The organism is Paenibacillus sp. FSL R5-0923 (genome assembly GCF_038009145.1).
In the GTDB taxonomy this organism is placed as follows: Bacteria; Bacillota; Bacilli; order Paenibacillales; family Paenibacillaceae; genus Paenibacillus_AQ.
Genome location: NZ_JBBPAT010000001.1, coordinates 5,181,860 through 5,204,862 on the forward strand (window position 1 = coordinate 5,181,860; position 23,003 = coordinate 5,204,862).

A 23,003-nucleotide genomic window follows, 5' to 3' on the forward strand; every position below is an offset into this window, starting at 1 on the left:
CCAATCTTTCTATTCTTTCACCGCCCCCATCATCATTCCTGAAATAAAGTACCTCTGTAATATTGGATACATCACAACAATCGGCAAAGTTGTAATGACAATTGTTGCTAGTTGAACCCCTTTAGTTGTAGTTTCGATAATCGCAGATCCGCCGACATTTTGCATGGATTGCGTTTGCGACTGAACGATAATTTCATAGAGCTTCATCTGCAGCGGATAGAGTGCTTGATCGGTAATGTATAATTTGGTGGTCATAAAGTCATTCCACTGCCCAACCCCGTTAAATAACGCGATCGTAGCCATAGCCGGCATGGAAAGAGGGATAAAAATCTTCAGGAATATACGCCAGTCACCTGCACCATCGATTTTGGCTGACTCTTCAAGTGAATCCGGTACGTTTCTAAAGAAGTTCATTAGAATAACTACGTCATAATAACTGAACAAGGCCGGGATAATATAAACCCAAAAGCTGTTCAATAGACCGAGTGATTTAATCAATAAATACGTTGGAATCATACCACCTGAGAAGAACATGGTGATTACACCCAAGGCAACGTATAGCTTGCGGCCACGTATGTATTTTTTACTCAAGCCATAACCGATCATCGCGCAAAAGAATACGTGGGTAATGACACCGATGAACGTTTTTGCAATGGAGACTAGAAAGGCTAATCCTATCGTCTCGTCATTAAATACTGCGCGGTAATTCTCTAAGGAGAAATCAGTAGACCAGAATATAAATCCACCTTCCGCGAGCGCCTTACCTGAGCTTAAGGAGGATATGACCACATTCCATAAAGGAACAACGATAATTACAGTACAGATACAGAGTAAAATAATATTTATAGTGTTAAAGATTCGACTGTCGAGATCTTCTTTAGCTACCGTACGATTCACAAAAATGCCTCCTTCTACAGAACTGATTGATTATCATTTAATTTGCTGGACACTTTGTTGGCACTAATCAGTAGGATCACAGAAACAATGGAGACACCTAAACCAACAGCAGTAGCATAAGAGAAGTCACCTTGCGTCATACCCATACGATACACATAAGAATTGATTACCTCTGCTTTGGCACGGTTCTGAGAATTCATCAAGACCAAGGTTTGATCCAGATTCGATCCTAATAAACCGCTTACAGTCAGAATCAGATTTAAACTGATAATTGGCTTCATATTAGGTAGGGTAATATTCCAAATTTGTCTCATACGACTTGCCCCATCTATTTTGGCAGCTTCATAATAAGTAGGATCAATTTTGGACATGATGGCTAAATATAAAATTGTTCCCCAACCTGCCTCTTTCCAAATATCCGATAACGTTGCAATCCACCAATACTTGTTCGCATCAAGCAAGATATTTACCGGTTTCGAAATGATCCCCAAATTGAGCAAGATTTCATTAAACATACCGGAGGAAGAGAACCAAGCAATCAACATCCCGCCCAGAACGATCCAGGACAAAAAGTGTGGTAAATAAGAGATTGTTTGTACTATTTTCTTAAAGCGTCCACCGCTTAATTCATAAATCATGACGGATAGAATAATTGGAATAACAAAACCTATAGCTAATTTCAGAAAGCTGATCCCCAAGGTATTGACTACAGCATCCCAAAAATATTTGTCTGATAAAATAATTCTGAAATTATCAAGCCCCACCCATGGTGCAGAATCGAGCGTGTCTATTACGGTGTAGCTCTTAAAAGCAATCGTTAATCCGTAAATAGGAATGAAACAAAAGATAATCATAAAAATGATTCCCGGGATGACCATGGACTGAATCTCCCATTGCCTCTTATAATCAATCACAAATTCTTTGACCCTCTGTCCCATAGGTTTCTTACTGTTCATTGGATTCTTCCCGTTCACTGGCACTACGGCTAATTTATCCACGTTTTTCTTCTCCCCTCCAAATCATGATCCCCATAACAATAAAAACGTTTTTATTTCTTTTTAAAAAAAACCTCCTAAAAGCAATAAAATTATAAAAATGATCGGATACTATCTTGTTGCCCTTCTTGAAAGCGTTAGTACCGATCAATCTTCACTTGAGTAGAACCACGTACAATTAGTTCACCTGGCAGTTTCATCATTTCGCCCTGTTCCTTCTTCTGAATCATGCGAACCAGGTGATTTATGGATAGAATACCTTGTCTGGCAATTTGATTTCTTACCGTCGTTAATGGCGGTGAGAAATACTGCGCGATATCAATATCGTCAAACCCCATAACGCTTATATCCAACGGGACTTCATATCCATTCGATTTCAAAGCTTGAATACATCCAATGGCACTCAAATCATTCCCCGCTAAAAAAGCATCAGGCATTTTTTCAGGACTTAAATGAACTAGAGACTTTATAGCGTTATAGGTGCTCTCTTCCTCAAAATATCCTTGGATAATATACTCTTCGTTCGTCGGAAGCTGATATTGACGCAAGGCGGCCAAGTATCCTTCTTTCCGCTGAACACTGTCATACATCTCATCTACACCAGATATGTAAGCAATTTTCTTGTGTCCCAGATTGATTAAATATTTAGTTGCTTCGTAAGCAGATTCAAACGAATTAAAGATTACGCTTCCCATCGTTTCATTCTTAAGTGGTCGATCCAGAAACACAGCCTTGATCTTGTCTTTCACCATTGCGGCAATTTCTTCTTCATCTATTCTCAGCTCTTCGTAGATAATGACACCATCCACACGTCGGCCTAGAATATTGCTCATAATTACTTGTTTATCCTTTGTAACAAATACATTTAAACCATAACCTAACCGATCACATTCACGAGACATGGACTCCACCAGCTTATAGAAGTACGGGCCCGCTACACTTGTCGTGAAAAAACCTAGCATTTTAGTTTTTCCGTTTCTTAGGAGCTTGCCATTTAGGTTTGGAACATAATTTAATTGCTTCGCGACCTTAAGCACATGTGATTTGGTCTCCGGATTTAATACATCAACGTCATTTAGTGCGTTGGAAACTGTAGAAATGGACACTCCAGCCTCTCTAGCAACGTCTTTGATAGTTACCTTTTCCATAACGATTCAATCTTCCTTTACAAATAAAAACGTTTTTATAAATTTAAATTATCATAAAAACGTTTTCATTACAATATGTTTTTTTTATTTTTATTAATTCTCTATTTCGTATCATTCACAATATCTGATTAGCAGATTCCCCGAGATCCTGATAATTTAATCTGCAGGCAGTTCGTAGACAGTGAGCAATACTTATATGTCCCTCCATCCACACGTCTCATTTTAGAGTTAATCAGGCCTGCTTTTTGTAGCTTGGCAACATGGGTGCTAACCATCGCACTACTTATATAGAGCTCGGCAGCCAGTTCTTTAATATGCATCTCTTTTCGGTCTAGTAGTTCGATAATCCTTAACCTGACTTCACTTGCAAGTGCTTCATAGACTCGAAGCGATTCTGTATCTGTAGTTAAGTGCATTTTATTGTCTCCTATGCCTTTGAATTAGTATTTTTATGTATTCACAAATCACATTTCTTAGTTAACAATAATATTAATCGTTAATTTAACATAAGCGAGATAAGTATGGATGCAGTGTAGCTACTACCTGTGATTATATTCAAGCTAAGAAAAAGAGCAAGAAGAAAATTAGAGTTCGAAGATGTATACACACTAGAAGAACACTGGTCGTGGCTGTTGTCTCATTACATTACTAAAACATGTGAACCGTGTAAAGATGGTCTGCATCGGCCAGCTATTAATGATATTGCACCTATCATGACCGAGAATATCCTAGAATGTGATCGTCTGTGGGTGAACAGCTATACAACCGGACATAAACGCCCCTTTGAACCTTTTTAACACTAAGGATTCAGAGGGGCGTTTTTAGTTTTTATTTTATTCTAAAAATCGTTACGGATTGTTTAGGGAACTCATAAGAAAAACTGCTGCCCATCGTCGTAAAATTGGTTTGCTTAGGGTAGACAAGCTCTTTATTCTCGAAGTTATTTTCATCCTCAATCTGGTATCCCGACAGTTCATATACTTCGATGGACAAGTCCTTTTTTACCATCTCTTCTAATATAATCTCAGCAGAAACGCTGTTATCTTGTACATTCACTGTCTTAAGAATGATATCCCCTGTGGAATCCTCCACACTTGCTGTGTAATACAGCGGTTCGATGATCGGAAGTTTGTCCTCCGTCTCATTGATCAGCTCTCCGTTAATATAAGTACGAATATGTCTGCCTGATACTTCTAGCTTCAGATCGTATTCTACGTCTGTTTCAACTGTAAACATAGAATGTGTAAGCACAGAGTTTCTCCCGTTAATAATTGATGCCACAATGGAATCCTGATTCTGCCAGCCACCTAGTTCCCAATACAAATGATTCTGATCATCTGCTTTACCAAAATAGAACACAAACCCTTTATTCCCTGCGGTTCTAGTAGCCTTAAAATTCAAGGTATAGCTCTCCCACTCCGTCTCTCCAAGCTCTAGTGTTCGTTTGGCCGTTCCGTTCTGAGCAGGATCAGGCAGGTTTGATACTTCTTCTGACAACTCAGAATACGTCTTCACTTCTCCCGTAACATTGTTGACCAGTGTGATTTCTGAATATCGAGCAGCGGATGCATCCACACCCAAGCTAATCGCTCCTGTGATCGCTTCAACTTTGCGTTCCTCAGGTACTGTGAAGCCGTTCGCTTTTATCTCCAGTAGCTGATCTCCCTGATGGTTCATGAATAGCTTTTGAACATAGTAGTTCGCAGTTCCATATACTTCATGATTATTAAACCAGATTAGATCCGGCTTCCAGTTGATATAATCCACATTGCAGAGCATAGGAGCATAACATGCCAAACCAACCGCATGAGCGTTGTTCTGAAGTCCCGTCATAAATGCCGCTTCCACTAATGCGTTATAATAGGTATTGCCCCATGAAGCATATTCACCTAAAAACACTTTCGGTTCGTCGGCCTTAAAGTCATCATAACGATGATGATTCGCCAGGAACCATTCAGGTGTACAGTAATAATGCTCGTCTACAAGATCAGACTTATTCTCTTTTGCAGATGTCCAGCCCCGCTCATATTCCTTACCAGCAGAGAATGGACCGCTTGAATTAATGACCTTAATATCCGGATATTTCTCTTTAATGGCTTGATGAAAGTATGGATATCGCTCGAAAAAGGGTGCACCTACCTCTTCATTGCCGATGCCGATATACTCTAGCCCAAAAGGTTCCGGGTGACCAAGGTTCGCACGTATCCTTCCCCACTTCGATGAAATGTCCCCATTGGCAAATTCGATCAAATCCAGTGCATCCTCAACCCAGGGCATTAATTCACCCAGCGGCACCATACGTTTATGATGCGGATCGTAGCCGCCCGGAAGAACGGGAATCGGCTTAGCTCCAATATCCTCACAGAACTGAAAATATTCAAAGTATCCTAACCCAAGCGTCTGATTGTAGGACCAGTTATTCCGCCTTGCCGGCCTTTGTGTCACATCCCCTATTGTATTCTTCCATCTGTACATAGAATCTCTGTCATCTGGATTTAAGGAACCGTCATGTACCAGACAACCTCCCGGAAACCGCATGAATTTAGGCTTTAAGTCGGCGAGTAACAGTGAAATATCTTCACGCATGCCCCCAGGTCTATTCATAAAGGTCTTCTCCGGAAACAGAGAAACCATGTCCAGATATACCCTCCCGCTGCCTTTGGTAACGATTACAAGACGTGAACTACTATCTGTAGCCTTAGACTTAATAACTGCTTCGTATCGAGTCCATTCGGAGTGATTCACAGCGATTTCCGCTTCACCATGAATGATACCATTTGTACTTTCAATGGATACGATAAGGGGTACGTCAAAGCTTGTCTCCCGACGAGCATATACCGAGAACTTATAATTCTCGCCCTCTTTTACTGGAATACCACTATTGAATCCCAGATTCATCAACCCAACGCCGTCACCTTCAGCCACAATATCAATGGCTACATAATGTGGATTACGATCATTCAAGGGCTCGCTATCTTCCACGGTGATTACGGTTTTCCCATCTCCACGTTCTATATGCTCCCAAGCCATTAACGCATGATAATCGGTCCGATCTATCGGATCAAATTCAAAGGATCGATTCTGAACTAGCTCAGCATAAAGTCCACCATCTGCCGCATGATTTAAATCCTCAAAGAAGATTCCAAATAAATCACCTAATGCTGCACCACGCTTCTGTGTATGTATTGTCAGAGTTCCTTCTGTCTTCATTCTTTCATCACTCCCTTGTAAAATTCAGTTTAGTTTATATTTATATTACTTAGTTCATATCTATATGAATCATTATAGTGAGTTCACTTCACATTCGTCAATTCAGATGCTTTGAATGTACAACAAAAAAGCCGATATCGTATGAGAATCCATACAACATCGGCCTTTATAACACAGGTCCATTTATACCTACTCATTTATTTGGCAGTCATTTGCCCTACTAAGAACTCAACAAAATCAGTTGATTTGTTCTTATCTTCACCTTCTCCAAACACCCCAATGATCATCTTCCGTGAATGAATTGGAAGGTCTGTAGCAAATTTCGTATCTGTGATATCTACGCCTGTGATCCATTCTTCACCGTTCTCCGTATTTTTTATACGTTTCAAACGAATATCATCTAAAGGAAGTCCCGCTGATTTAACAAACGGCTCTAGATTCTTAAGTCCCTGCTGTTGTCCAATCCAATCAAAAGTAGCATCATCCAAAATAAGAATATTCGGACGATCCGCCGCCAGCATCGCCATCGCGCGCTGGATATAAGTCATGTCTAACGCGCCTCCACCTTCTCCACCTGTTGAGGGAAGGTATACGACTTCCGTCTTTACCCGCTTCCAAGCTGGATAACGATTGACGATCTCTTGTTTAAGCTCTTCATCCTTACCTGATGGATCTTGAGATTCATAGTTTCCTAGGAACATGATAGTTACATCCACTGGCGGGAGTGAAGCTTCATATTTTTTGGCTTGATATTGATTATAAAGAGCGTTACCTCCAAAGATTAGCACTAACAGCACAACGATAGATACAAATGTATGGACTTTATATAGCCTAAAAAAATTCTCCGATTTACGCGCTATGCCGGAAAATGCTCCCCATTTCTCTAGCCGCTTGTCCTCTGCCTCCTGAATTTCCTGCTGATCTAAGCCGTCTAAGATCGTTTTGTAAGCCAGAAATTCTTCTTCATAGGCTTCAGCCTCAGTTTCTGAGGAATTTGATTTACGGCGTTTCAAATGCAAATCAAACTTTTTATTCAGTTCCTCCCGGGTAATGTCTACAGGCAAGTCCAAACGTTCGTATGCCTCTTTTAACTTCTCATTCAAATTGATGACTCCTTCCTGATGCTTAACTAGATATCTTATCGAAAATTTGGTTCTATGTATTGATTTCAGGTGAACATACTAATTATGCAAGAGAATGAGCGAATTCGTGAAATAAACAACATATGAACTCAATTAAACTATATCATGGAGTGCTAGACGCTAACAAGTAAGCGTTTATCATAAGGCCAAGAGGCGACTCTAACTCTCTAGTCCAAACCATGCAGCTGTTTAAATTGCTCTGGACTCATTCCAGTCAACCGCTTAAACACTAGACAAAAGTAGCTGGCATTTTCGAAGCCCACTAACTGAGCAATTTCATACATTTTTTTATCTCGTTCATTGAACATTAGCTGTTTACTCAAGTTTATACGTTGCTTGTTGATATAGGTTACAGGTCGATCATGAATTGTTTTTTGAAAAAGCCTGCATAAATACTGTGGCGACACTGCAATAACCTCCGCAAGTTCCTTTAATGGGAGGGTCCTATGAAGATTCCTTTCTATATGTCGCAACACCGGTTTAATTCGCTCCAATTCAAGAGCCTCGTTTAGAGGAGAAACTAGATTGCTTTTTAAATCCAGCAGCAGCGCGTATAGTTGTTTGGATCGTTCCAGATTCGTTTCCAGTTCATTACTATCTGACAAGTTGAGCATTTCTTTTAAAGGATTTAGCCACTTATCCTCCTTCAACCTTGCAGGGCCTGATTCGCGGATTCCTGCGTACAGCAGCATTTGACCGGCCTCTCTACCATTAAATGAAATCCATGACAGCTTCCACTTACTGCTGATTGGCGCATACGAATGCGTAATATTCGGGAACAAAAAGAATACATCCCCTGAACCCACAATATATCGTTTCTCCTGAATGACAAGTTCGCCTTTGCCTTCGTGAATCTGATGTATTTGGTAATCCGGAAATCCGGTAGGACGTAAGGTTTCTGCCTGATGCTCCCAAAATCCAATGGTTGTAGCATACAGCGGCAGCATATTCGTATCTTCCGTTTGGCAAAAGATTATTTTACTCTCCATCTGATCACTCGTTTCATATTTTGTTATATTGGATGAAAAATCTTTTATATCTCTTACCATTACTCCAATTTATAATATGAATATAATAACATCACTATTATAAAGGAGATTTACTCATGCGAGCAAAATTTGTTTACCAGCCTCCTGCAAACGGTTATCCAGAATGGAATAATAATCCGGAAATCTTCGAACTAAATCGCTTGGATGCACATGCTTCCATGATCCCTTATAGCAATCTAACGCAAGCCCTGGTGGGAGATAAAGAAGCCTCGCCATACTACAAAACGCTTAATGGTATTTGGAAGTTCTCTTTTTCCGAAACACCGGATCTACGGGTCGTGGATTTCTATAAAGCTGATTTCGATTCCAGCAATTGGGCTACGATTCCTGTACCTTCGCACTGGCAATTCCATGGGTATGATTACCCGCAATATACGAATGTCCGATATCCTTGGGCGGAATCTGAACCTGATCTCAAGCCCCCCTTCGCTCCCACAAAATATAATCCCGTAGGCTCGTACATCCGAACCTTTACTGTACCTGAATCTTGGAACGATCAGCCTGTATACCTTAGCTTTCAGGGGGTTGAATCCGCTTTCTATGTATGGGTAAACGGAGAACGGGTCGGTTACTGTGAAGACACCTTTACACCTTCCGAGTTCGATATTACCCCTTATTTAATTGCTGGTGATAATAAACTAGCTGTCGAGGTCTATCGTTGGTGTGATGCCAGTTGGCTGGAGGATCAAGATTTTTGGCGGCTTAGCGGTATTTTCCGGGAGGTCTATCTGTACACGGCCCCTTCTGTTCATGTTGCTGATTTTTTCGTTAAAACCGAGCTAGATGAAGCTTTCGTACATGCGGATTTAAACGTAGACATCAAAGTAGAGAATTATTTTAACGAGAAACTAAACCCTTATACACTCCAAATGCAGCTATACAATAAAGAGGAACAGCCTGTATGGGAGGCTCCAATATCTACGTTTACTTCCTTTGATCAAGAGGGCGTTCATCATTTCAAGCTTTCTGAGCATGTAGAAGATCCTTATAAGTGGAGTGCTGAGACACCGTATCTGTATACATTGGTTCTCTCCATGATTGACGATAAAGGAAACACTACTGAAACGGTCAGCTGTAAGGTCGGATTCCGTACCTTTGAGATCAAGGACGGACTTATGAAGATCAACGGCAAAAGAATTGTACTTAAAGGCGTTAACCGGCACGAGTTCTCTTGTGACACAGGACGTGCGCTATCCAAAGACGAAATGATCCGAGATATCAAACTGATGAAAACACATAATATTAATGCGGTTCGGACCTCTCACTACCCGAATCAATCTGTTTGGTATGAGCTTTGTGATGAATATGGACTTTACGTAATCGATGAAACCAATCTGGAAACGCACGGTACTTGGCAGTATGGGCAACAAGGTATACATGAGGGAAATGTACCTGCTAGCAAACCGGAATGGCGGGCCAATGTGATTGACCGTTGCAACTCCATGATGCAAAGAGACAAGAACCATCCTTCGGTTATCATCTGGTCACTAGGGAATGAGTCCTACGGTGGTGATAATTTTATCGCCATGCATGACTATCTCAGGGAAGCTGACCCAACACGACCTGTTCATTATGAAGGGATCTTCCATTGCAGAGAGTCGGAAGCAGCTAGTGATATAGAGTCGACTATGTATGCTAAACCGCACGATGTTGAAAAATATGCGTTGAGTCATCCTCAGAAGCCTTATATCATCTGCGAATACAGCCATGCTATGGGGAATTCTTGCGGTGGATTACACCTATACACCGATATGTTTGACAAGTACGATGTATTTCAAGGTGCATTTATTTGGGATTGGGTGGATCAGGCTATCCGAACCAAAACATCCGAAGGTGTCCCATATTTAGCATATGGCGGTGACTTTGGTGAGTCGCCACATGATGGAAACTTTAGCGGAAACGGATTACTTTTTGCCGATCGTTCGGTTACTCCAAAGCTATTTGAGGTCAAAAAGTGCTATCAAAATATTAAAGTAACTGCTTTAAATATCCGTGAAGGTCTCTTTCAGATTCGTAATAACTTTTTATTTACCGACATTGAACAGTACGAACTTAAATGGGAAGTTTCTTTAGACGGAGTAACTGCGCAAGAAGGTTTGCTGCAAATATCTGCTGCACCAGGAGAAATCGTTGAATGCACTATCCCTTACGAACTGATTTCACATAGAGGTGATCATGAAGCTATTCTGAATCTCTCCTTTATTCAGCGTTCAGAAACTTCTTGGGCTGATGCTGACCACGAAATCGCTTGGGAACAGTTTATTCTGTCCCCGCGTATCGTGACAAAGGCTCCAAAGACAACGGATGGAACGTTACATGTGCAGGAACATGAAGGTGCATTGACCGTACAGGGTGGGAATTTCACTCTAAACTTTAATACAACAACTGGTGAGCTAAACTCATACCATGCTGCCGGTAAAGAACATCTGCTTGAGCCCGTAAGACCTAACTTCTGGAGAGCGGTCACGGATAATGATCTTGGCAATGGATTGCCAAAGCGCTGTGCAGTATGGAAGCAGGCTTCTAATGAGCGGAATCTGTTGAGCATGGTATATAGAACTGATGGAAATCTCTGTTTCGTTTCCACCACTTACCTTCTGCCAACGAATCCGTATTCCACCCTTCTTGTTCAGTATGAGATTCGCCCTGACGGATCTTTAGAGATCCTGCAAGAACTGAATCCGGGTAGTAGCGATCTACCAGAAATTCCTGAGTTCGGAATGATGTTCGTGCTTGCTGGAAGACTCGATACCCTTTCATGGTACGGCCGCGGACCCCATGAGAATTATTGGGATAGACAGACTGGAGCACCACTTGGCCGCTATACGGGCAAAGTCAGTGACCAGTTCACCCCTTATCTTAGACCGCAGGAGTGCGGCAATAAGACGGATGTCAGATTTGCTTCGATTACAGATGGCAACGACGGATCAGGACTTTATTTTGATAGTGCAATCCCTATGGAGATTAATGCTCTGCCTTGGAAACCCGAGGAATTGGAAGCACATGATCACGTATATAAATTGCCAGTCTCGAACAAAAGCGTACTGAGAGTCAACTACAAGCAAATGGGAGTTGGGGGTGACGATAGCTGGGGTGCACCAACCCACGAAGAGTTCACTCTCCCGGCTAATCGCCCATATGCATTCCGTTTCACCCTTTCTCTTCTCTAATTTCATCTATTAAAAAGGCCGTCTCTGGTTGGTTTCTACCAAACAAGACGGCCTTCTTCTATTTATTTCAGTACTACTGTTCCTTGTCTGAATTCCGAAGGACTCTGTCCAACATTTTTTTTGAACTGTTTGGAGAAATAATAAAGATCACTAAAACCGAGATCATGGGCAATCTCACCGACAGAACGTTGCGTGCTCCTCAATAGCTCCTTGGCCTTAGTTATCTTTTTTCTGGTTATATACTGAATGGGTGGAACTCCGATTTGCTGTTTAAATAGCCGAATAAAATAGTTGGGATGCATGTACGCAATCTCGGCAAGCTCGTGTATGGTGATATTTCGCTCGATATGAGCGTCTATGTACGTTAATATTTTCGTTAATTTTTCGATGGAGCTTAGATTTTTAAAGGTGATTTCGTCTACATCTATGTTCATAATAAAATAAGAAAATAACTCCATTAGCTTACTTTTGGCTAACAAATGAGCATACACCTTATCAGATTTCATATGACTCGTTAGGCTGCTGAATATCTCTTGGATTACATGAGGATCTACTTCTCTGCATACATGACTTAACTCTATCATATTGAATAGATTTATATCTCCGACTTTTGCGCTGAAATGGCACCAATACTTCTCAAAGGGTTGATCACTTATGCAAGAATAAGATTGATTAACTCCCTCAGGCATTAAAAAAAGCTGACCAGGCTTCGGATAATATTCCCGATCTCCAATCTTTAACCAACCCTCCCCATCGCAAATAAAATAAAATTTACTATAGTCTGGTGTATAGTCGAGATCTCTCCAGTCACGGCCACAAAGATTGTAATCAGCCATAAATAAATCAACCTTTAAATTGGATAAATAATTTGTAAGCAAAACATGGTTATCCATCCCTTACTCCGCCTTATCAGGTTAGTTTTGTACATCTAAAAGTTAATGTCCTACATTTTGTTTCCTACATCTAATCACTACAATGAAGGTAAGAAATAAGCGTTTGAAAGGATGAACACAACATGATGGATAAAAGCAAGTATTTAAAAGTGATCGACGATACCATTTCAAATGGAAGATTCAAAGACGATTGGGATTCACTAAGTCAATTTCAAGTACCGACGTGGTATGAGAAAGCCAAGTTTGGCATTTTCATTCATTGGGGTCTTTATTCGATTCCGGCCTTCGCTAGTGAATGGTATTCCCGAAACATGTATATACAGGGATCAAGCGAATATGAGCATCACATTGCTACTTATGGTGAACATAAAGATTTTGGCTATAAAGATTTCATCCCCTTGTTCAAGACTGAGCAGTTCAACGCTGAGGAATGGGCTAATCTCTTCAAATTATCTGGTGCCAAATACGTGATGTCTGTAGCAGAGCACCATGACGGCTTTCAAATGTATAAGAGCGCTTACTCCCACTATAACACATATGAGATGGGTCCCCAGCGGGATTTAGTTGGGGAAATGAAAGACGCTTTTGATCAGCAGGGATTAGAGTTTTGTGTATCTTCCCATAGAGCTGAACACTGGTTCTTCCTGTCTCATGGCAAGGAATTTGAATCCGATATCCATGAACCGCTTGTATGTGGAGATTTCTATTGGCCATCTATGACGGAACCCGATCATCAGGATTTATTCGGCTCCCCACCCGATCAAGAATTTTTGGAGGATTGGTTAATTCGCTGCTGTGAGCTGGTGGACAATTATAAGCCGAAGGTTTTTTACTTTGATTGGTGGATTCATACAGCTGCCTTCAAACCCTATCTTAAAAAGTTCGCCGCTTATTATTACAATAAGGGAGATGAATGGGGGACTCCGGTTGCAATCAATTATAAGCATGATGCATTTATGTTCGGCTCAGCGGTACCAGATATTGAAAGAGGACTTTTCTCCGAGCTTAAGCCTTATTTCTGGCAAACGGATACAGCTGTAGCCAAAAATTCATGGTGTTATACAACGGATAATGATTATAAGTCTGCCATGGAGATCATCAGAGATTTAGTAGATATCGTAAGTAAAAACGGCAATCTCCTGCTCAATATAGGACCTAAGGCAGACGGAAGCATCCCCGCTCAGGATCGGGAGATTCTTCTTGCCATTGGTGATTGGCTAAAAGTAAATGGTGAAGCGATCTATGATACGACCTACTGGCGCACCTTCGGTGAAGGTCCTACTAAGATCCTCGAAGGGCAGTTTACGGATGGAACCACAAAGATTTTCACTAGTAAAGATATCCGTTTTACAGTTAAAGGAAGTTGTCTTTATGCAACCGTTCTTGTATATCCAGAGAATGGGATCGTTCATATCCAATCTCTTAAAGAAAAGTCCACTCACTTCCATGGGATAATAAAAGATATCCATATCTTAGGATTTGATGAACGGCCTACTTGGGAAAGAACAGATGAGGCATTAACCATTTATACGTCCACTGTCCACAGTGAGGCTCCGGTTGTTTTACGGATTGAGTTAGATTAAGATAAAAAAAGTTTTCTCAGCAGTCCTAATGTAGTTACTCTACATTAGGACTTTTTTGAGCCACGTCAGAACAATAGGCTTGTACAAATCAAATAGCCTTAATGTGTTTTGTCCATTGAGTAAAAGGAGACTTTAATTTATGATAGTTTTCGTCGAGAATGATTATCATTATTGGTGATCGCTACATATTTTAGGGAGGCAATATTATATGAATAAGGTAAGACAACCGTTCGCCGTATTATGTGTACTCTTTCTGATGACCACATTACTACTCGCCTGCGGAAACTCAGGAGAACAACCAGCCAAGAACAATGCGTCGAACGCAGCCGGAAATAATACTTCAGCTACCACTGTACCTTCTCCAGAAACATCCGACAAGGGCACTAATGAAACTGCGGCAACTACTCGCTCCTACACGGATTACATAGGCCATACCGTAGAAATACCTGTTAACCCGAAGCGCGTGATTTATTCAGGAGAAACCTATGGTGATCTACTCGCACTTGGTGTGCAAGCGGTAGGATATCCACTTTCCATGGGTGAGGGTCAGGTTTTTGAAGATCAGCTACAAGGTGTCGAAGATGTAGGGTTCCCTATCAATCTGGAAAAGACGCTGGAACTTCAGCCTGATTTGATTATCTATGCAGGAACTGATGAAGCTGATTTCGAGCAGCTGTCCAAAATCGCACCCACGATAATATTTGATACCTTTGCCCCGCTAAATGAACGGATGCTTGATATTGGTGGAATTCTTGGGAAAACGACCGAAGCAGAGGCATGGCTGGCTAAGTATAAAACGAGTGAAGATGCCATGTGGGAACAACTAAAGGCAGCGGGAATAAAAGAAGGAGAAACAGCTTCGGTCTTTACTTATTATCCTGGTGACAGACTATTTGTTATGGCGACGACCGGACTTTCGCAAGTCCTTTATGGAGAGAATGGCTTCAAGCCAACCCCAGCAATTCAGAAGGTACTTGATGAAGGTATGGGATTCCAGGAAGTATCCATGGAAGTGCTTAAAGAATATGCCGGAGATCGGATTTTCATTCTAACTCCTGTGGCCGATGAAGCCAAGCAATCCACAGCTACTCTATTAAAGAGTCCGATCTGGAAAGGTCTCCCTGCCGTCAAGAACGGATATGTCTATACTCAAGATATTATGAAGACTTCAAGTGATGCAACAACAAGAGAATGGCTGCTCGGTGAACTCCCACAGCTTTTGAATATGAAATAATTTTCACCTTCATGAAGCGTTTGGCACTTAGCTGATAGAAAACTGCAAGAAGCATGTCAACAGCTGTTGATATGCTTCTTTATTTTATATACAATGAATTAATTGATAATGATTCTCACCAAATGAACGGAGGCTTCCTCTTGCTGCAAACATTACCCGTCGCTGCACCGCTCCGCTCGTTGCTGTTTCAGCTGACTGATGCGGAACTACATATTCAACCGGCAGGCTCTTGCTCTAAGTCTCTTTCAGCTCACTTTTATAGACTTCTAATATTCACTGGCGGTAGTGGACAGCTGATCCTTAGCGATCAAACCATAACACTGACTACAGATACATGTTATCTCCTATCTCCTGGAACTTCCTATAGCACGGACAATCAAGAGACGACTCTTTATTATTATCTCATCACTTTTACAGCAATTAATAACGCCGAGTTTCCCGAATATTATTCAGAGGAACTCCTTCCAGGTAGGCAGGAGCTAATTGTCCACCCGTTCACTAGGGTAATCCGCCTTGCTGAAGATCTGCTTATGAGCAAAAAAAATGCCGATGATGTGCATTTTTTTAAGCGCCAATTAAAATTCCAAGAATTGCTGCTCTTACTCTTTGAGCATAATTATCCTTCCGAGCAGGTGCCAAGTCCCGCGGATTCCGTGGAAAAGACCATCCAATATATGCAAGATCACTATACGGAGAGTATCACCGTGAAGCAACTGGCTGAGCTCGCAGGGATAACATTGTGGCAATATACTCCGATCTTTCAAAAGCTTACCGGAAAAAGACCGCTCGATTACCTGACCGAACTGCGCATTAACCATTCGAAGCGTTTCCTTCTGGAATCCGCTGAACCGCTGCGTGAGATTGCTCGTCTGGTTGGCTTCTCCGATGAATATTATTTTAGTCGCCGGTTTCGTCAAAAGACTGGAATTACACCCGGACAATATGCGCATCAGCAAGGTCGGAAGCTTACTGTGAAAGACTGGACTGGCCATGAGGTGGATATTCCGGAGCGTCCAAAACGCATTGTGTACCATGGTGAGACGCTTGGCGATCTGCTCGCATTAGGTATAAAGCCTATCGGAGGAGATGAAGTCTTTGCATGGAACAGAGTCTATAAACATCGACTTAAAAAGCTCTTTAACGTTGGCTTTCCTCTGGATCCGAAGCTTACCGCTTCATTAAATCCTGACCTAATTATTATAGCTAATTCAGATGATAAGGCCTATCGAGCAGTCGTCGACATCGCCCCGACACTTACCTTTGATTCATTTGCTCCACTTGAACACCGTATGCGGACACTTGGAAGCTGGTTGGGTAAGCAGCACGAAGCAGAAGCATGGCTGGATTCATTCGCAGCAAAAAATGCTGCCATGTGGCAGCAGCTATATATGAATACTCTTCGACCTGGAGAAACAGCTTCTGCATTGATTTATGACCATGGAAATCATCTATATGCTATGGGAATGTCCGGTTTGTCTACTGCTCTCTATGCCCCTAACGGTTTACAGCCCACAGATGAGATCAAAGCGATTCTCGATGGAGAGTTAGGATTTGCAGAGGTCGATCCAGCAAGGCTGCCTTTCTACGCCGGAGATCATATCTTTATGCTTATTCCAGAACGTCAAGACTCGCGAGTTGCTATGGAGAAACTACTAGACAGCTCACTATGGAAGAATATACCCGCTGTACGTAAGGGGCAAGCTTATCTGCTTGACGGAAGCAAATGGAACTATGGAGATGCTTTAACACGTGAAAAGCTTCTAACGCTGTTGCCTAAGCTGCTTGGAGGAGGTTAATCAATCAGCTCTTTTAATAAAAATCCTGATCATGATGCTCAGAAGACTCAAGTGAAATAGAAGTCCCACCATAAAGTATGCAAACACAATAAAACCACTAGAAGCTTCTATTACAAAAAATAACTTAGCAGGCCAATAGGTAGGAATCCACGCCCCGATAAATTGCCATGGTGATGGAACAAAATAAGCTACGATTGGTCCTGCTATAAACAGACCACCGATCTTTGATAAAGCTAATCCTTCTACCTTATTTGCAGCGAAAGAAGCTAGGAATAATGCAAAACAAGGGGCTTCAAATGCTAGTAGTATAAGGATGTATATATGCTCTAATTGGAAGCTAGATAAGCCGGAGACTATAAAAAATAGCGATGAAAGAAATGTACAGAGTAGAGATGGAAGAACTAGACGATACACCATGTACCCTCTGCGCATTAATGGTGTAACCGCGTAATAAGAGATGACATTCTCATCTCTTTCATCAAGCATTAAAAGACCTGTCATCATACCGGTTAGCATGGGAAAGGTCATGACTAAGAAAATCGCAGCAAAGCTCCTATATTTATATAAATCGAAAGCATAACCGTTCGTAAGCCAATCGGCTATCATTGGAAATCCAAATCTTGAGACGACTAGAAGTGCTAAAGGAGCAAAGATGCCGACCATGAGCACTGGGTCCAAACCAGTATGCCGGATATCGCTTATAAAAAGCATACGATACTTCTTCATTTTCTTGCTCCTCCCTTACCTATGCGCATCATTACATGATTTTCGAAGGACATTTTTGCCCATACGTATATCACAACATTCCATAGCAGTAATATCGATATGGAGTAGATGTAATTGCCAAATGACATAGCCGAGGTTCCCGAACTCAACAAGCGAAGTGTTCCTTCCGTAGGAAGCCATAAAAAAAGTTTGGAGTTCCACACCTTAAAATAACCAAGCAAAGGAAGTATAAAAGGCAATGCGAATACTTGTGATAGTAGAATGAAACCATTAATTGTCTGGCAACGAGCCACAACTCCAATCGACAATAGCGTCATAAAGCTTGACGTTAGAATGATTCCAGTAGAAAAGCCAAACGGGGATTGCGGAATCCCGCTTGCTATTACATGAATAACCCAAGCGGCTAACAGGGAGAGTACAGATAATGAGCCTGCTTTTGAAAGCAAATATTCCCTAACACGAATCGGAGTAACAAATAAAGGATCATGGATGCCCTGGTCTCTTTCCAGCAGCACAATCCCCCCTGCGAGAATAAGCCCTAAAGCACTCGGATCGCTAAAGGTCAATAACAACATCGTTTGTTCTCGATAATGATCAGGAATAAGATGCAGCAATACCAAATAAAACGCACAGATAATGACGTAAATCCAATAAAACCCATGCCGCCATTGAAACCGGATGTCAAAGGCAAACGCAGATCTGAATCTCATGTTAACTGCCTCCCAGTTACGTCAATAAATATTTGTTCCAAAGACGCCTCCTGCGAATGAATGGTTTCTATTGGATGTTCACGAACAAGCTTTAAGAAATATTCGTTCTCCCCTATATCATCAAGTGAGAATTCCTCATTTCTAACTTCATTATGATGGCGGTATTCCAGCCGCACTCGTTTTTTTCCATTTAGAAGCTTAAGCTCACGAGGAGAATCAATCAACTTAATCTGACCATCTACAATAAAAGCAACCCTGTCGCAGAGCTCCTCAGCGGCTTGCATATTATGTGTTGTAATAATTACAGTTGTCCCATTTGCCTTTTTTTCCAGGATTAAATCCTTCATTCGTTTCGCATTAACGGGGTCGAGCCCGGAAGTGGGTTCATCCAGAAATAGAATTTGCGGGTTATTTAAGAGTGCTCTACAGAAATTCAGCCGCATCTTCATCCCCTTCGATAACTGGGAGACCTTCAAATTTGCAGCTTCAGTGAGATTTACTTGCTCCAGGAGAAACCTCGGTTCCGCTGTTCTCCCTGAATACAGAGAGCGAAATAGCTGCAAATTTTCCAGCGCAGTAAACTTCGAATAGAAATTTGGAAACTCAAAAGCTACCCCTATTCGCTCAAAATACTCCGATCCGGTATTTCTTATTTCCTTGCCCATTACGTTAACGCTGCCGAGATAATTTTTTAAGACTCCAATTAGTATTTTTTGTGTTGTGCTTTTACCCGCTCCCGAAGGACCGAGAAAACCAAACACTTCTCCTTGAGGTATGGAAAAGTTAAGTCCACTAAGGGTTGGCTCTTTTATTTTTGGGTAGGTAAAATGAAGCTCCTTCACTTCGATCATTTCATACTCCCCCAGTCATATTATCTTTCAAAGAAGTCATCCCCTCAGCCAGAACCCCTATCAAAAGCTCTATAGTTGCCTGATAGCGTTCATCACCGATCTCTTCCTTATGCAAAGACAGGAGGACTACAGAGCGAATCATGCTTACGATTAATCCCGGGTCAATCCCAACCATGATACCTTCGGCTTGCCATGATTGAATGAAAGGAATAAAAAAGTCTTTATCCTCTGTAAAATTTTGTTCCAACATCTCATTAGGTAACTTTCTTAATAGCTGCTCCATTTCGCTTCTTACGAACATCTGGCGGACGATCGGACTCTCTTCCATCATGCGGAAAGATTTCAGTAAAAATAATCTGATTTCTTCCTTATTTACAGGCACGCCTACGCTAAATGAATCGAACATTGTACTACGAATTCGTTGTTCCTCTTCAAGCAATATGTGATAGAACAATTCCTCTTTCGATCCAAAGAACATGTAAAACGAACCTTGCGCAATCCCGGCAGCTTTTGTTAATTCTTCAACACTAGTTTTTTTAATGCCATGTACTTCAAAACAGCGGCGACCTTCTGTCAACAATTTATGTTTAATCCATTCTCTTTCTTGTTCTGTGAATTTCTTAGGCATACTTCTCAACTCGCTTTTATGGTTTTATGAATAATTTTATTTTATATTCACAAGATAACCCACCAACCATATTTTGTCAATATTTTTTTCTCTGTGAGGTACAATTAGTACTATCCTGTGCAACCTCACCAAAATCCTCCCCCAAATTAGCTTGAAAAATCTATGCTATAATCATGCAGTAACACGAAATGGACTAATGGGTGGGAATACACAAATGAAATTGGAACGTTTGATTTCTATGATCTACAAGCTGTTGAACCACGAAGTTTTATCTGCCTCCAAGCTGGCTGAAGAGTTTCAGGTTTCCCAGAGAACTATCTATAGGGATATCGATGTCATTTGTGCCGCAGGCATCCCGGTCGTATCGTATCAGGGAACTAAAGGCGGATATGGCATCATGGACGGATATAAAATGGATAGAAGCCTGCTCCGTTCTTATGATGTCACTTCTTTGATTACCGTGCTGAACAGTCTCTCTTCCGTGTTTGAAGACGAACAAGCGCAAGGAACCATTGAACGGCTGCAAACGATTGGAACAGAACAACAGACTTCTAGTCTAGCGGTGGATTTTGAAACTCGTCGTATGGATCCCGATGCACTTTCTCTTTTACGTACGGCTATTACGGAACGAAATATTGTCCGTTTTGATTACATCAATGTAAAAAACGAACGCACAACCCGTAATATGGAACCAGTAAAGCTTCATTTTAAATATAGCAACTGGTATATCTATGGTTATTGCCAGGAACGACAGGATTATCGAGAGTTCCGGCTATCCCGGATGATGAATTTGCTTCTGACACAGAATACCTTTCATTCCCAACATGAGGTACCCATAGAGGCCGGTTGTTCAAACAGGGCCGATCAGGTTGAGGAAGTCGTTATCCGGGTGGGACCTGAGGCTTTGGCAGAAGCACTGGACCAATTTCACCAGGTGGATAAGGAATTTCATACCGATGAGAGCATGACGATGCGAATTCCTGTGTATAAACCATTGGAAGCCCGCTGGCTATGGTCAATTCTGCTAAGTTTCGGCAGCGGCGCTGAAGTCCTCGAGCCTCTTGCACTGCGAGCTATCTTAAAAAAGCAGTTGCAAAATACCCTAAATCTTTATGAAGAAGTATGACAGTCTGCTGTCATACTTCTTCTTTTATATTAACAACAGCTACAAAATAATCTATCACAACTCAAAAGGAGATCATACAATGACCAATCATCCAGTAGAAATGTTTAATTACCACATTTGGGCGAACCAAACGATCTTGGGAAGAATCAAGGAAATCTCTCCCTCTGTGCTAAATCAAGAAGTGAATAGCTCTTTTCCTACCATCGCTCATGCCCTTAGCCATATCTATGCGGTTGATACGATGTGGTATCTGGTTTTAACAGGCACTGGTATGCCTGAGGCTTTTCAAAAAAGTATCCCGCTAAATATGAGCATTCTAAATTCGGTTGATGAATACGCTAATCTTTTTGCCCAGCTATCTGAACAATACAAAGAATGGTTACAAAACCAAACCGATTTGGAGCAGACTATTCTACTTGATAACCCATTCGCTGGAATCCGGCAAACACGTCTATCAGAAATTGTGCTGCATACCGCCAATCACGGGACTTATCATAGAGGTAATATATCTACTATGTTACGTCAGTTAGGACACGCTTCCACCATGAACGACTATTCCCTTTTTTGGTATCAGATGCCTGCGGAAGCTATTTAATTTATGCAGATTGAAAATCTAATTACAGTGAAATTGAGAGAACATTTAAGAGCTTGGCTTCAGGAAAATTGTAAGACTGAAAAATCTTGTTGGGTACTCGTAAGTATGACGCCAAACCCAGAAACATTGCTATATTTGGATGTGGTTGAGGAATGTTTGTGCTTTGGATGGATCGATGGAGTGAAAAAGAAAGTTTATGAAACGGAGCTGGCGCAGCGACTGTCTCCCAGAAGCAAACGAAGCTCTTGGACAGAATTAAATAAGGAACGTGTCCGCCGCCTCGATAAACTGGGGTTAATGAGTGACGATGGAAGAAAGGTACTTCCCGATATGAATCTCGCTTCTTTTAAAGTCGATAGGGTTATAGAACAAAGGCTAAAAGAGGAGCAGCAGGTATATGAGAACTTCTTAACCTTTCCCGCTCTTTATAAAAGAGTCAGGATCGACACGATACAAAGCAATACACATCAACCAGAATTATTTAAGCGTAAATTAGATAAATTTATAACAAACACTAAAGAAAATAAAATGTACGGTCAATGGCATGATCATGGTAGGCTTCTAAATTATTAAGCTGCTAGATCATAAGAATGCTTTGTAACTCTTGCAGATTGATTAAAAAAGATGAGAAACCCAGTCATTCTCATGACCTTGGGTTTCTCTTTTTGTATTTAAATATGGAAAAATAGCATAATGAACGACTTCCAGCTTACTTGAGCTCAGCGTTCAGCCTCTCAATCAACTCTAGCAATTGCAGCGGCTCACTAACTGTATACGTCGGACGCTCAGACTCATCTGCCGGCTCATGGGAATAACGGGGCGTCCAGCTCTGAAAAATGCTGGTGATGCCTAGCGCATTGGCCCCTTTCATGTCACGGCTAAGATTGTTGCCAATCATAACGGTACGGGAGAAATCCGCTTCAGACAAATCAAGTGCACCAATAGCAGCCTTGAACATGCGCGGGCTTGGCTTGACTGCTTTGATATTCTCGGAAATAATCATGGCGCTGAAATAATCGCTTAGTCCATGCTGCTTAAATACATTTTTGAAGGATTGCGCATCACCGTCTGCAACCAGAGCAAGCGTGTATCCTCTCTCATGCAGGGTCTGAATCGTGATATCTGCTCCCGGAATCAGATCCGCACTCTGTACGATTCCTTCTTCATCCCTAATTTCAGTCGATTCATCAACAATGGTATCTCCGCTGTCAAAAAAGATAATTAACCTTTTCTCGTCCATGTTCTCAATA

20 protein-coding genes and 1 pseudogene are annotated in these 23,003 nt (G+C 41.4%); 8 read left to right on the forward strand and 13 right to left on the reverse strand.

The features are described from left to right. Positions 1 to 9 precede the first annotated feature (9 nt). The 4 genes from MKX35_RS23350 to MKX35_RS23365 all read right to left on the reverse strand — a co-directional run bounded on the left by MKX35_RS23350 (position 10) and on the right by MKX35_RS23365 (position 3,456). On the reverse strand, positions 10 to 897 hold the full coding sequence (locus MKX35_RS23350; protein ID WP_076298470.1) for a carbohydrate ABC transporter permease: 888 nt from the start codon (positions 895 to 897) through the stop codon (positions 10 to 12). Between the two features lie 14 nt (positions 898 to 911). Then, positions 912 to 1,853 carry an ABC transporter permease gene (locus MKX35_RS23355; protein WP_042193674.1) on the reverse strand — a complete coding sequence of 314 codons (942 nt, stop codon included), beginning with the start codon at positions 1,851 to 1,853 and terminating at the stop codon, positions 912 to 914. 176 nt (positions 1,854 to 2,029) lie between these two features. Then, positions 2,030 to 3,040 (reverse strand): LacI family DNA-binding transcriptional regulator, encoded by a 1,011-nt coding sequence (locus tag MKX35_RS23360; RefSeq protein ID WP_076298471.1) that lies wholly within the window; start codon positions 3,038 to 3,040, stop codon positions 2,030 to 2,032. A gap of 128 nt (positions 3,041 to 3,168) precedes the next feature. After that, entirely contained in the window at positions 3,169 to 3,456 is a 288-nt protein-coding gene (locus MKX35_RS23365) for an ArsR/SmtB family transcription factor (RefSeq protein WP_081382732.1), read from the reverse strand. Between the two features lie 211 nt (positions 3,457 to 3,667). Here MKX35_RS23365 and MKX35_RS31945 point away from each other — a divergent pair. Beyond that, positions 3,668 to 3,762, forward strand: a pseudogene (locus MKX35_RS31945) (alpha-L-arabinofuranosidase C-terminal domain-containing protein); the annotation flags it as partial. Positions 3,763 to 3,868: 106 nt separating this feature from the next. Here the strand turns inward: MKX35_RS31945 and MKX35_RS23375 are convergent. The 3 genes from MKX35_RS23375 to MKX35_RS23385 form a co-directional block, all read right to left on the reverse strand. Further along, positions 3,869 to 6,250, reverse strand: coding sequence for an alpha-L-arabinofuranosidase C-terminal domain-containing protein (locus MKX35_RS23375; protein WP_076298472.1), 2,382 nt, complete (start codon positions 6,248 to 6,250; stop codon positions 3,869 to 3,871). Positions 6,251 to 6,447: 197 nt separating this feature from the next. Further along, positions 6,448 to 7,353: a hypothetical protein gene (locus tag MKX35_RS23380; RefSeq protein WP_076298473.1), complete on the reverse strand. Its 906-nt coding sequence runs from the start codon at positions 7,351 to 7,353 to the stop codon at positions 6,448 to 6,450. A 206-nt stretch (positions 7,354 to 7,559) separates the two neighbouring features. Beyond that, positions 7,560 to 8,381 (reverse strand): AraC family transcriptional regulator, encoded by an 822-nt coding sequence (locus MKX35_RS23385; RefSeq protein ID WP_042193672.1) that lies wholly within the window; start codon positions 8,379 to 8,381, stop codon positions 7,560 to 7,562. A 116-nt stretch (positions 8,382 to 8,497) separates the two neighbouring features. Between MKX35_RS23385 and MKX35_RS23390 the strand changes: the two genes are divergently transcribed. Then, complete coding sequence (locus MKX35_RS23390) at positions 8,498 to 11,611, forward strand: glycoside hydrolase family 2 TIM barrel-domain containing protein (RefSeq protein WP_076298474.1); 3,114 nt, start codon at positions 8,498 to 8,500, stop codon at positions 11,609 to 11,611. Between the two features lie 62 nt (positions 11,612 to 11,673). Here MKX35_RS23390 and MKX35_RS23395 read toward each other — a convergent pair whose 3' ends face one another. Then, positions 11,674 to 12,504: an AraC family transcriptional regulator gene (locus MKX35_RS23395; RefSeq protein WP_076283065.1), complete on the reverse strand. Its 831-nt coding sequence runs from the start codon at positions 12,502 to 12,504 to the stop codon at positions 11,674 to 11,676. Positions 12,505 to 12,626: 122 nt separating this feature from the next. On the opposite strand from MKX35_RS23395, the gene MKX35_RS23400 reads away from it, so the two are divergent. The 3 genes from MKX35_RS23400 (at position 12,627) to MKX35_RS23410 (ending at position 17,117) form a co-directional block, all read left to right on the forward strand. Continuing rightward, complete coding sequence (locus MKX35_RS23400; protein WP_256716218.1) at positions 12,627 to 14,087, forward strand: alpha-L-fucosidase; 1,461 nt, start codon at positions 12,627 to 12,629, stop codon at positions 14,085 to 14,087. A gap of 208 nt (positions 14,088 to 14,295) precedes the next feature. Continuing rightward, positions 14,296 to 15,321: an ABC transporter substrate-binding protein gene (locus MKX35_RS23405; protein WP_081382733.1), complete on the forward strand. Its 1,026-nt coding sequence runs from the start codon at positions 14,296 to 14,298 to the stop codon at positions 15,319 to 15,321. Positions 15,322 to 15,461: 140 nt separating this feature from the next. Then, complete coding sequence (locus MKX35_RS23410; RefSeq protein WP_256716219.1) at positions 15,462 to 17,117, forward strand: AraC family transcriptional regulator; 1,656 nt, start codon at positions 15,462 to 15,464, stop codon at positions 17,115 to 17,117. Here the strand turns inward: MKX35_RS23410 and MKX35_RS23415 are convergent, their stop codons facing one another. From MKX35_RS23415 to MKX35_RS23430, 4 genes are read right to left on the reverse strand one after another with little or no spacing between them, the layout of a single operon-like run. Continuing rightward, entirely contained in the window at positions 17,118 to 17,843 is a 726-nt protein-coding gene (locus tag MKX35_RS23415; RefSeq protein WP_076283067.1) for a hypothetical protein, read from the reverse strand. Continuing rightward, a complete protein-coding gene (locus MKX35_RS23420) occupies positions 17,840 to 18,553 on the reverse strand; it encodes a fluoroquinolone export ABC transporter permease subunit (protein ID WP_076283068.1) in 714 nt (237 codons plus the stop codon). The genes MKX35_RS23415 and MKX35_RS23420 overlap by 4 nt, the downstream gene beginning before the upstream one ends. Then, complete coding sequence (locus MKX35_RS23425; RefSeq protein ID WP_076298475.1) at positions 18,550 to 19,404, reverse strand: ABC transporter ATP-binding protein; 855 nt, start codon at positions 19,402 to 19,404, stop codon at positions 18,550 to 18,552. The genes MKX35_RS23420 and MKX35_RS23425 overlap by 4 nt, the downstream gene beginning before the upstream one ends. Position 19,405: 1 nt before the next feature. Further along, a complete protein-coding gene (locus MKX35_RS23430) occupies positions 19,406 to 20,032 on the reverse strand; it encodes a TetR/AcrR family transcriptional regulator (RefSeq protein ID WP_076298476.1) in 627 nt (208 codons plus the stop codon). Positions 20,033 to 20,246: 214 nt separating this feature from the next. Between MKX35_RS23430 and MKX35_RS23435 the strand changes: the two genes are divergently transcribed. From MKX35_RS23435 to MKX35_RS23445, 3 genes are all read left to right on the forward strand, one after another. Continuing rightward, entirely contained in the window at positions 20,247 to 21,158 is a 912-nt protein-coding gene (locus MKX35_RS23435) for a helix-turn-helix transcriptional regulator (protein WP_076283071.1), read from the forward strand. Between the two features lie 79 nt (positions 21,159 to 21,237). Next, positions 21,238 to 21,753 carry a DinB family protein gene (locus tag MKX35_RS23440; RefSeq protein ID WP_076298477.1) on the forward strand — a complete coding sequence of 172 codons (516 nt, stop codon included), beginning with the start codon at positions 21,238 to 21,240 and terminating at the stop codon, positions 21,751 to 21,753. 3 nt (positions 21,754 to 21,756) lie between these two features. Next, on the forward strand, positions 21,757 to 22,326 hold the full coding sequence (locus MKX35_RS23445; protein ID WP_076283073.1) for a YdeI/OmpD-associated family protein: 570 nt from the start codon (positions 21,757 to 21,759) through the stop codon (positions 22,324 to 22,326). 136 nt (positions 22,327 to 22,462) lie between these two features. Here the strand turns inward: MKX35_RS23445 and MKX35_RS23450 are convergent, their stop codons facing one another. After that, entirely contained in the window at positions 22,463 to 22,993 is a 531-nt protein-coding gene (locus tag MKX35_RS23450) for an HAD family hydrolase (protein WP_076298478.1), read from the reverse strand. Positions 22,994 to 23,003: the final 10 nt, after the last annotated feature.

What these genes read in the sequence shown, in the direction of transcription:
- MKX35_RS23415 (WP_076283067.1), bottom strand. Translation starts at nt 17,843, where the DNA reads ATGAAGAAGTATCGTATGCTTTTTATAAGCGATATCCGGCATACTGGT.
- MKX35_RS23450 (WP_076298478.1), bottom strand. Translation starts at nt 22,993, where the DNA reads ATGGACGAGAAAAGGTTAATTATCTTTTTTGACAGCGGAGATACCATT.
- MKX35_RS23355 (WP_042193674.1), bottom strand. Translation starts at nt 1,853, where the DNA reads ATGAACAGTAAGAAACCTATGGGACAGAGGGTCAAAGAATTTGTGATT.
- MKX35_RS23395 (WP_076283065.1), bottom strand. Translation starts at nt 12,504, where the DNA reads ATGGATAACCATGTTTTGCTTACAAATTATTTATCCAATTTAAAGGTT.
- MKX35_RS23445 (WP_076283073.1), top strand. Translation starts at nt 21,757, where the DNA reads ATGCAGATTGAAAATCTAATTACAGTGAAATTGAGAGAACATTTAAGA.
- MKX35_RS23420 (WP_076283068.1), bottom strand. Translation starts at nt 18,553, where the DNA reads ATGAGATTCAGATCTGCGTTTGCCTTTGACATCCGGTTTCAATGGCGG.
- MKX35_RS23435 (WP_076283071.1), top strand. Translation starts at nt 20,247, where the DNA reads ATGAAATTGGAACGTTTGATTTCTATGATCTACAAGCTGTTGAACCAC.
- MKX35_RS23390 (WP_076298474.1), top strand. Translation starts at nt 8,498, where the DNA reads ATGCGAGCAAAATTTGTTTACCAGCCTCCTGCAAACGGTTATCCAGAA.
- MKX35_RS23360 (WP_076298471.1), bottom strand. Translation starts at nt 3,040, where the DNA reads ATGGAAAAGGTAACTATCAAAGACGTTGCTAGAGAGGCTGGAGTGTCC.
- MKX35_RS23385 (WP_042193672.1), bottom strand. Translation starts at nt 8,381, where the DNA reads ATGGAGAGTAAAATAATCTTTTGCCAAACGGAAGATACGAATATGCTG.
- MKX35_RS23375 (WP_076298472.1), bottom strand. Translation starts at nt 6,250, where the DNA reads ATGAAGACAGAAGGAACTCTGACAATACATACACAGAAGCGTGGTGCA.
- MKX35_RS23440 (WP_076298477.1), top strand. Translation starts at nt 21,238, where the DNA reads ATGACCAATCATCCAGTAGAAATGTTTAATTACCACATTTGGGCGAAC.
- MKX35_RS23365 (WP_081382732.1), bottom strand. Translation starts at nt 3,456, where the DNA reads ATGCACTTAACTACAGATACAGAATCGCTTCGAGTCTATGAAGCACTT.
- MKX35_RS23430 (WP_076298476.1), bottom strand. Translation starts at nt 20,032, where the DNA reads ATGCCTAAGAAATTCACAGAACAAGAAAGAGAATGGATTAAACATAAA.
- MKX35_RS23405 (WP_081382733.1), top strand. Translation starts at nt 14,296, where the DNA reads ATGAATAAGGTAAGACAACCGTTCGCCGTATTATGTGTACTCTTTCTG.
- MKX35_RS23400 (WP_256716218.1), top strand. Translation starts at nt 12,627, where the DNA reads ATGATGGATAAAAGCAAGTATTTAAAAGTGATCGACGATACCATTTCA.
- MKX35_RS23425 (WP_076298475.1), bottom strand. Translation starts at nt 19,404, where the DNA reads ATGATCGAAGTGAAGGAGCTTCATTTTACCTACCCAAAAATAAAAGAG.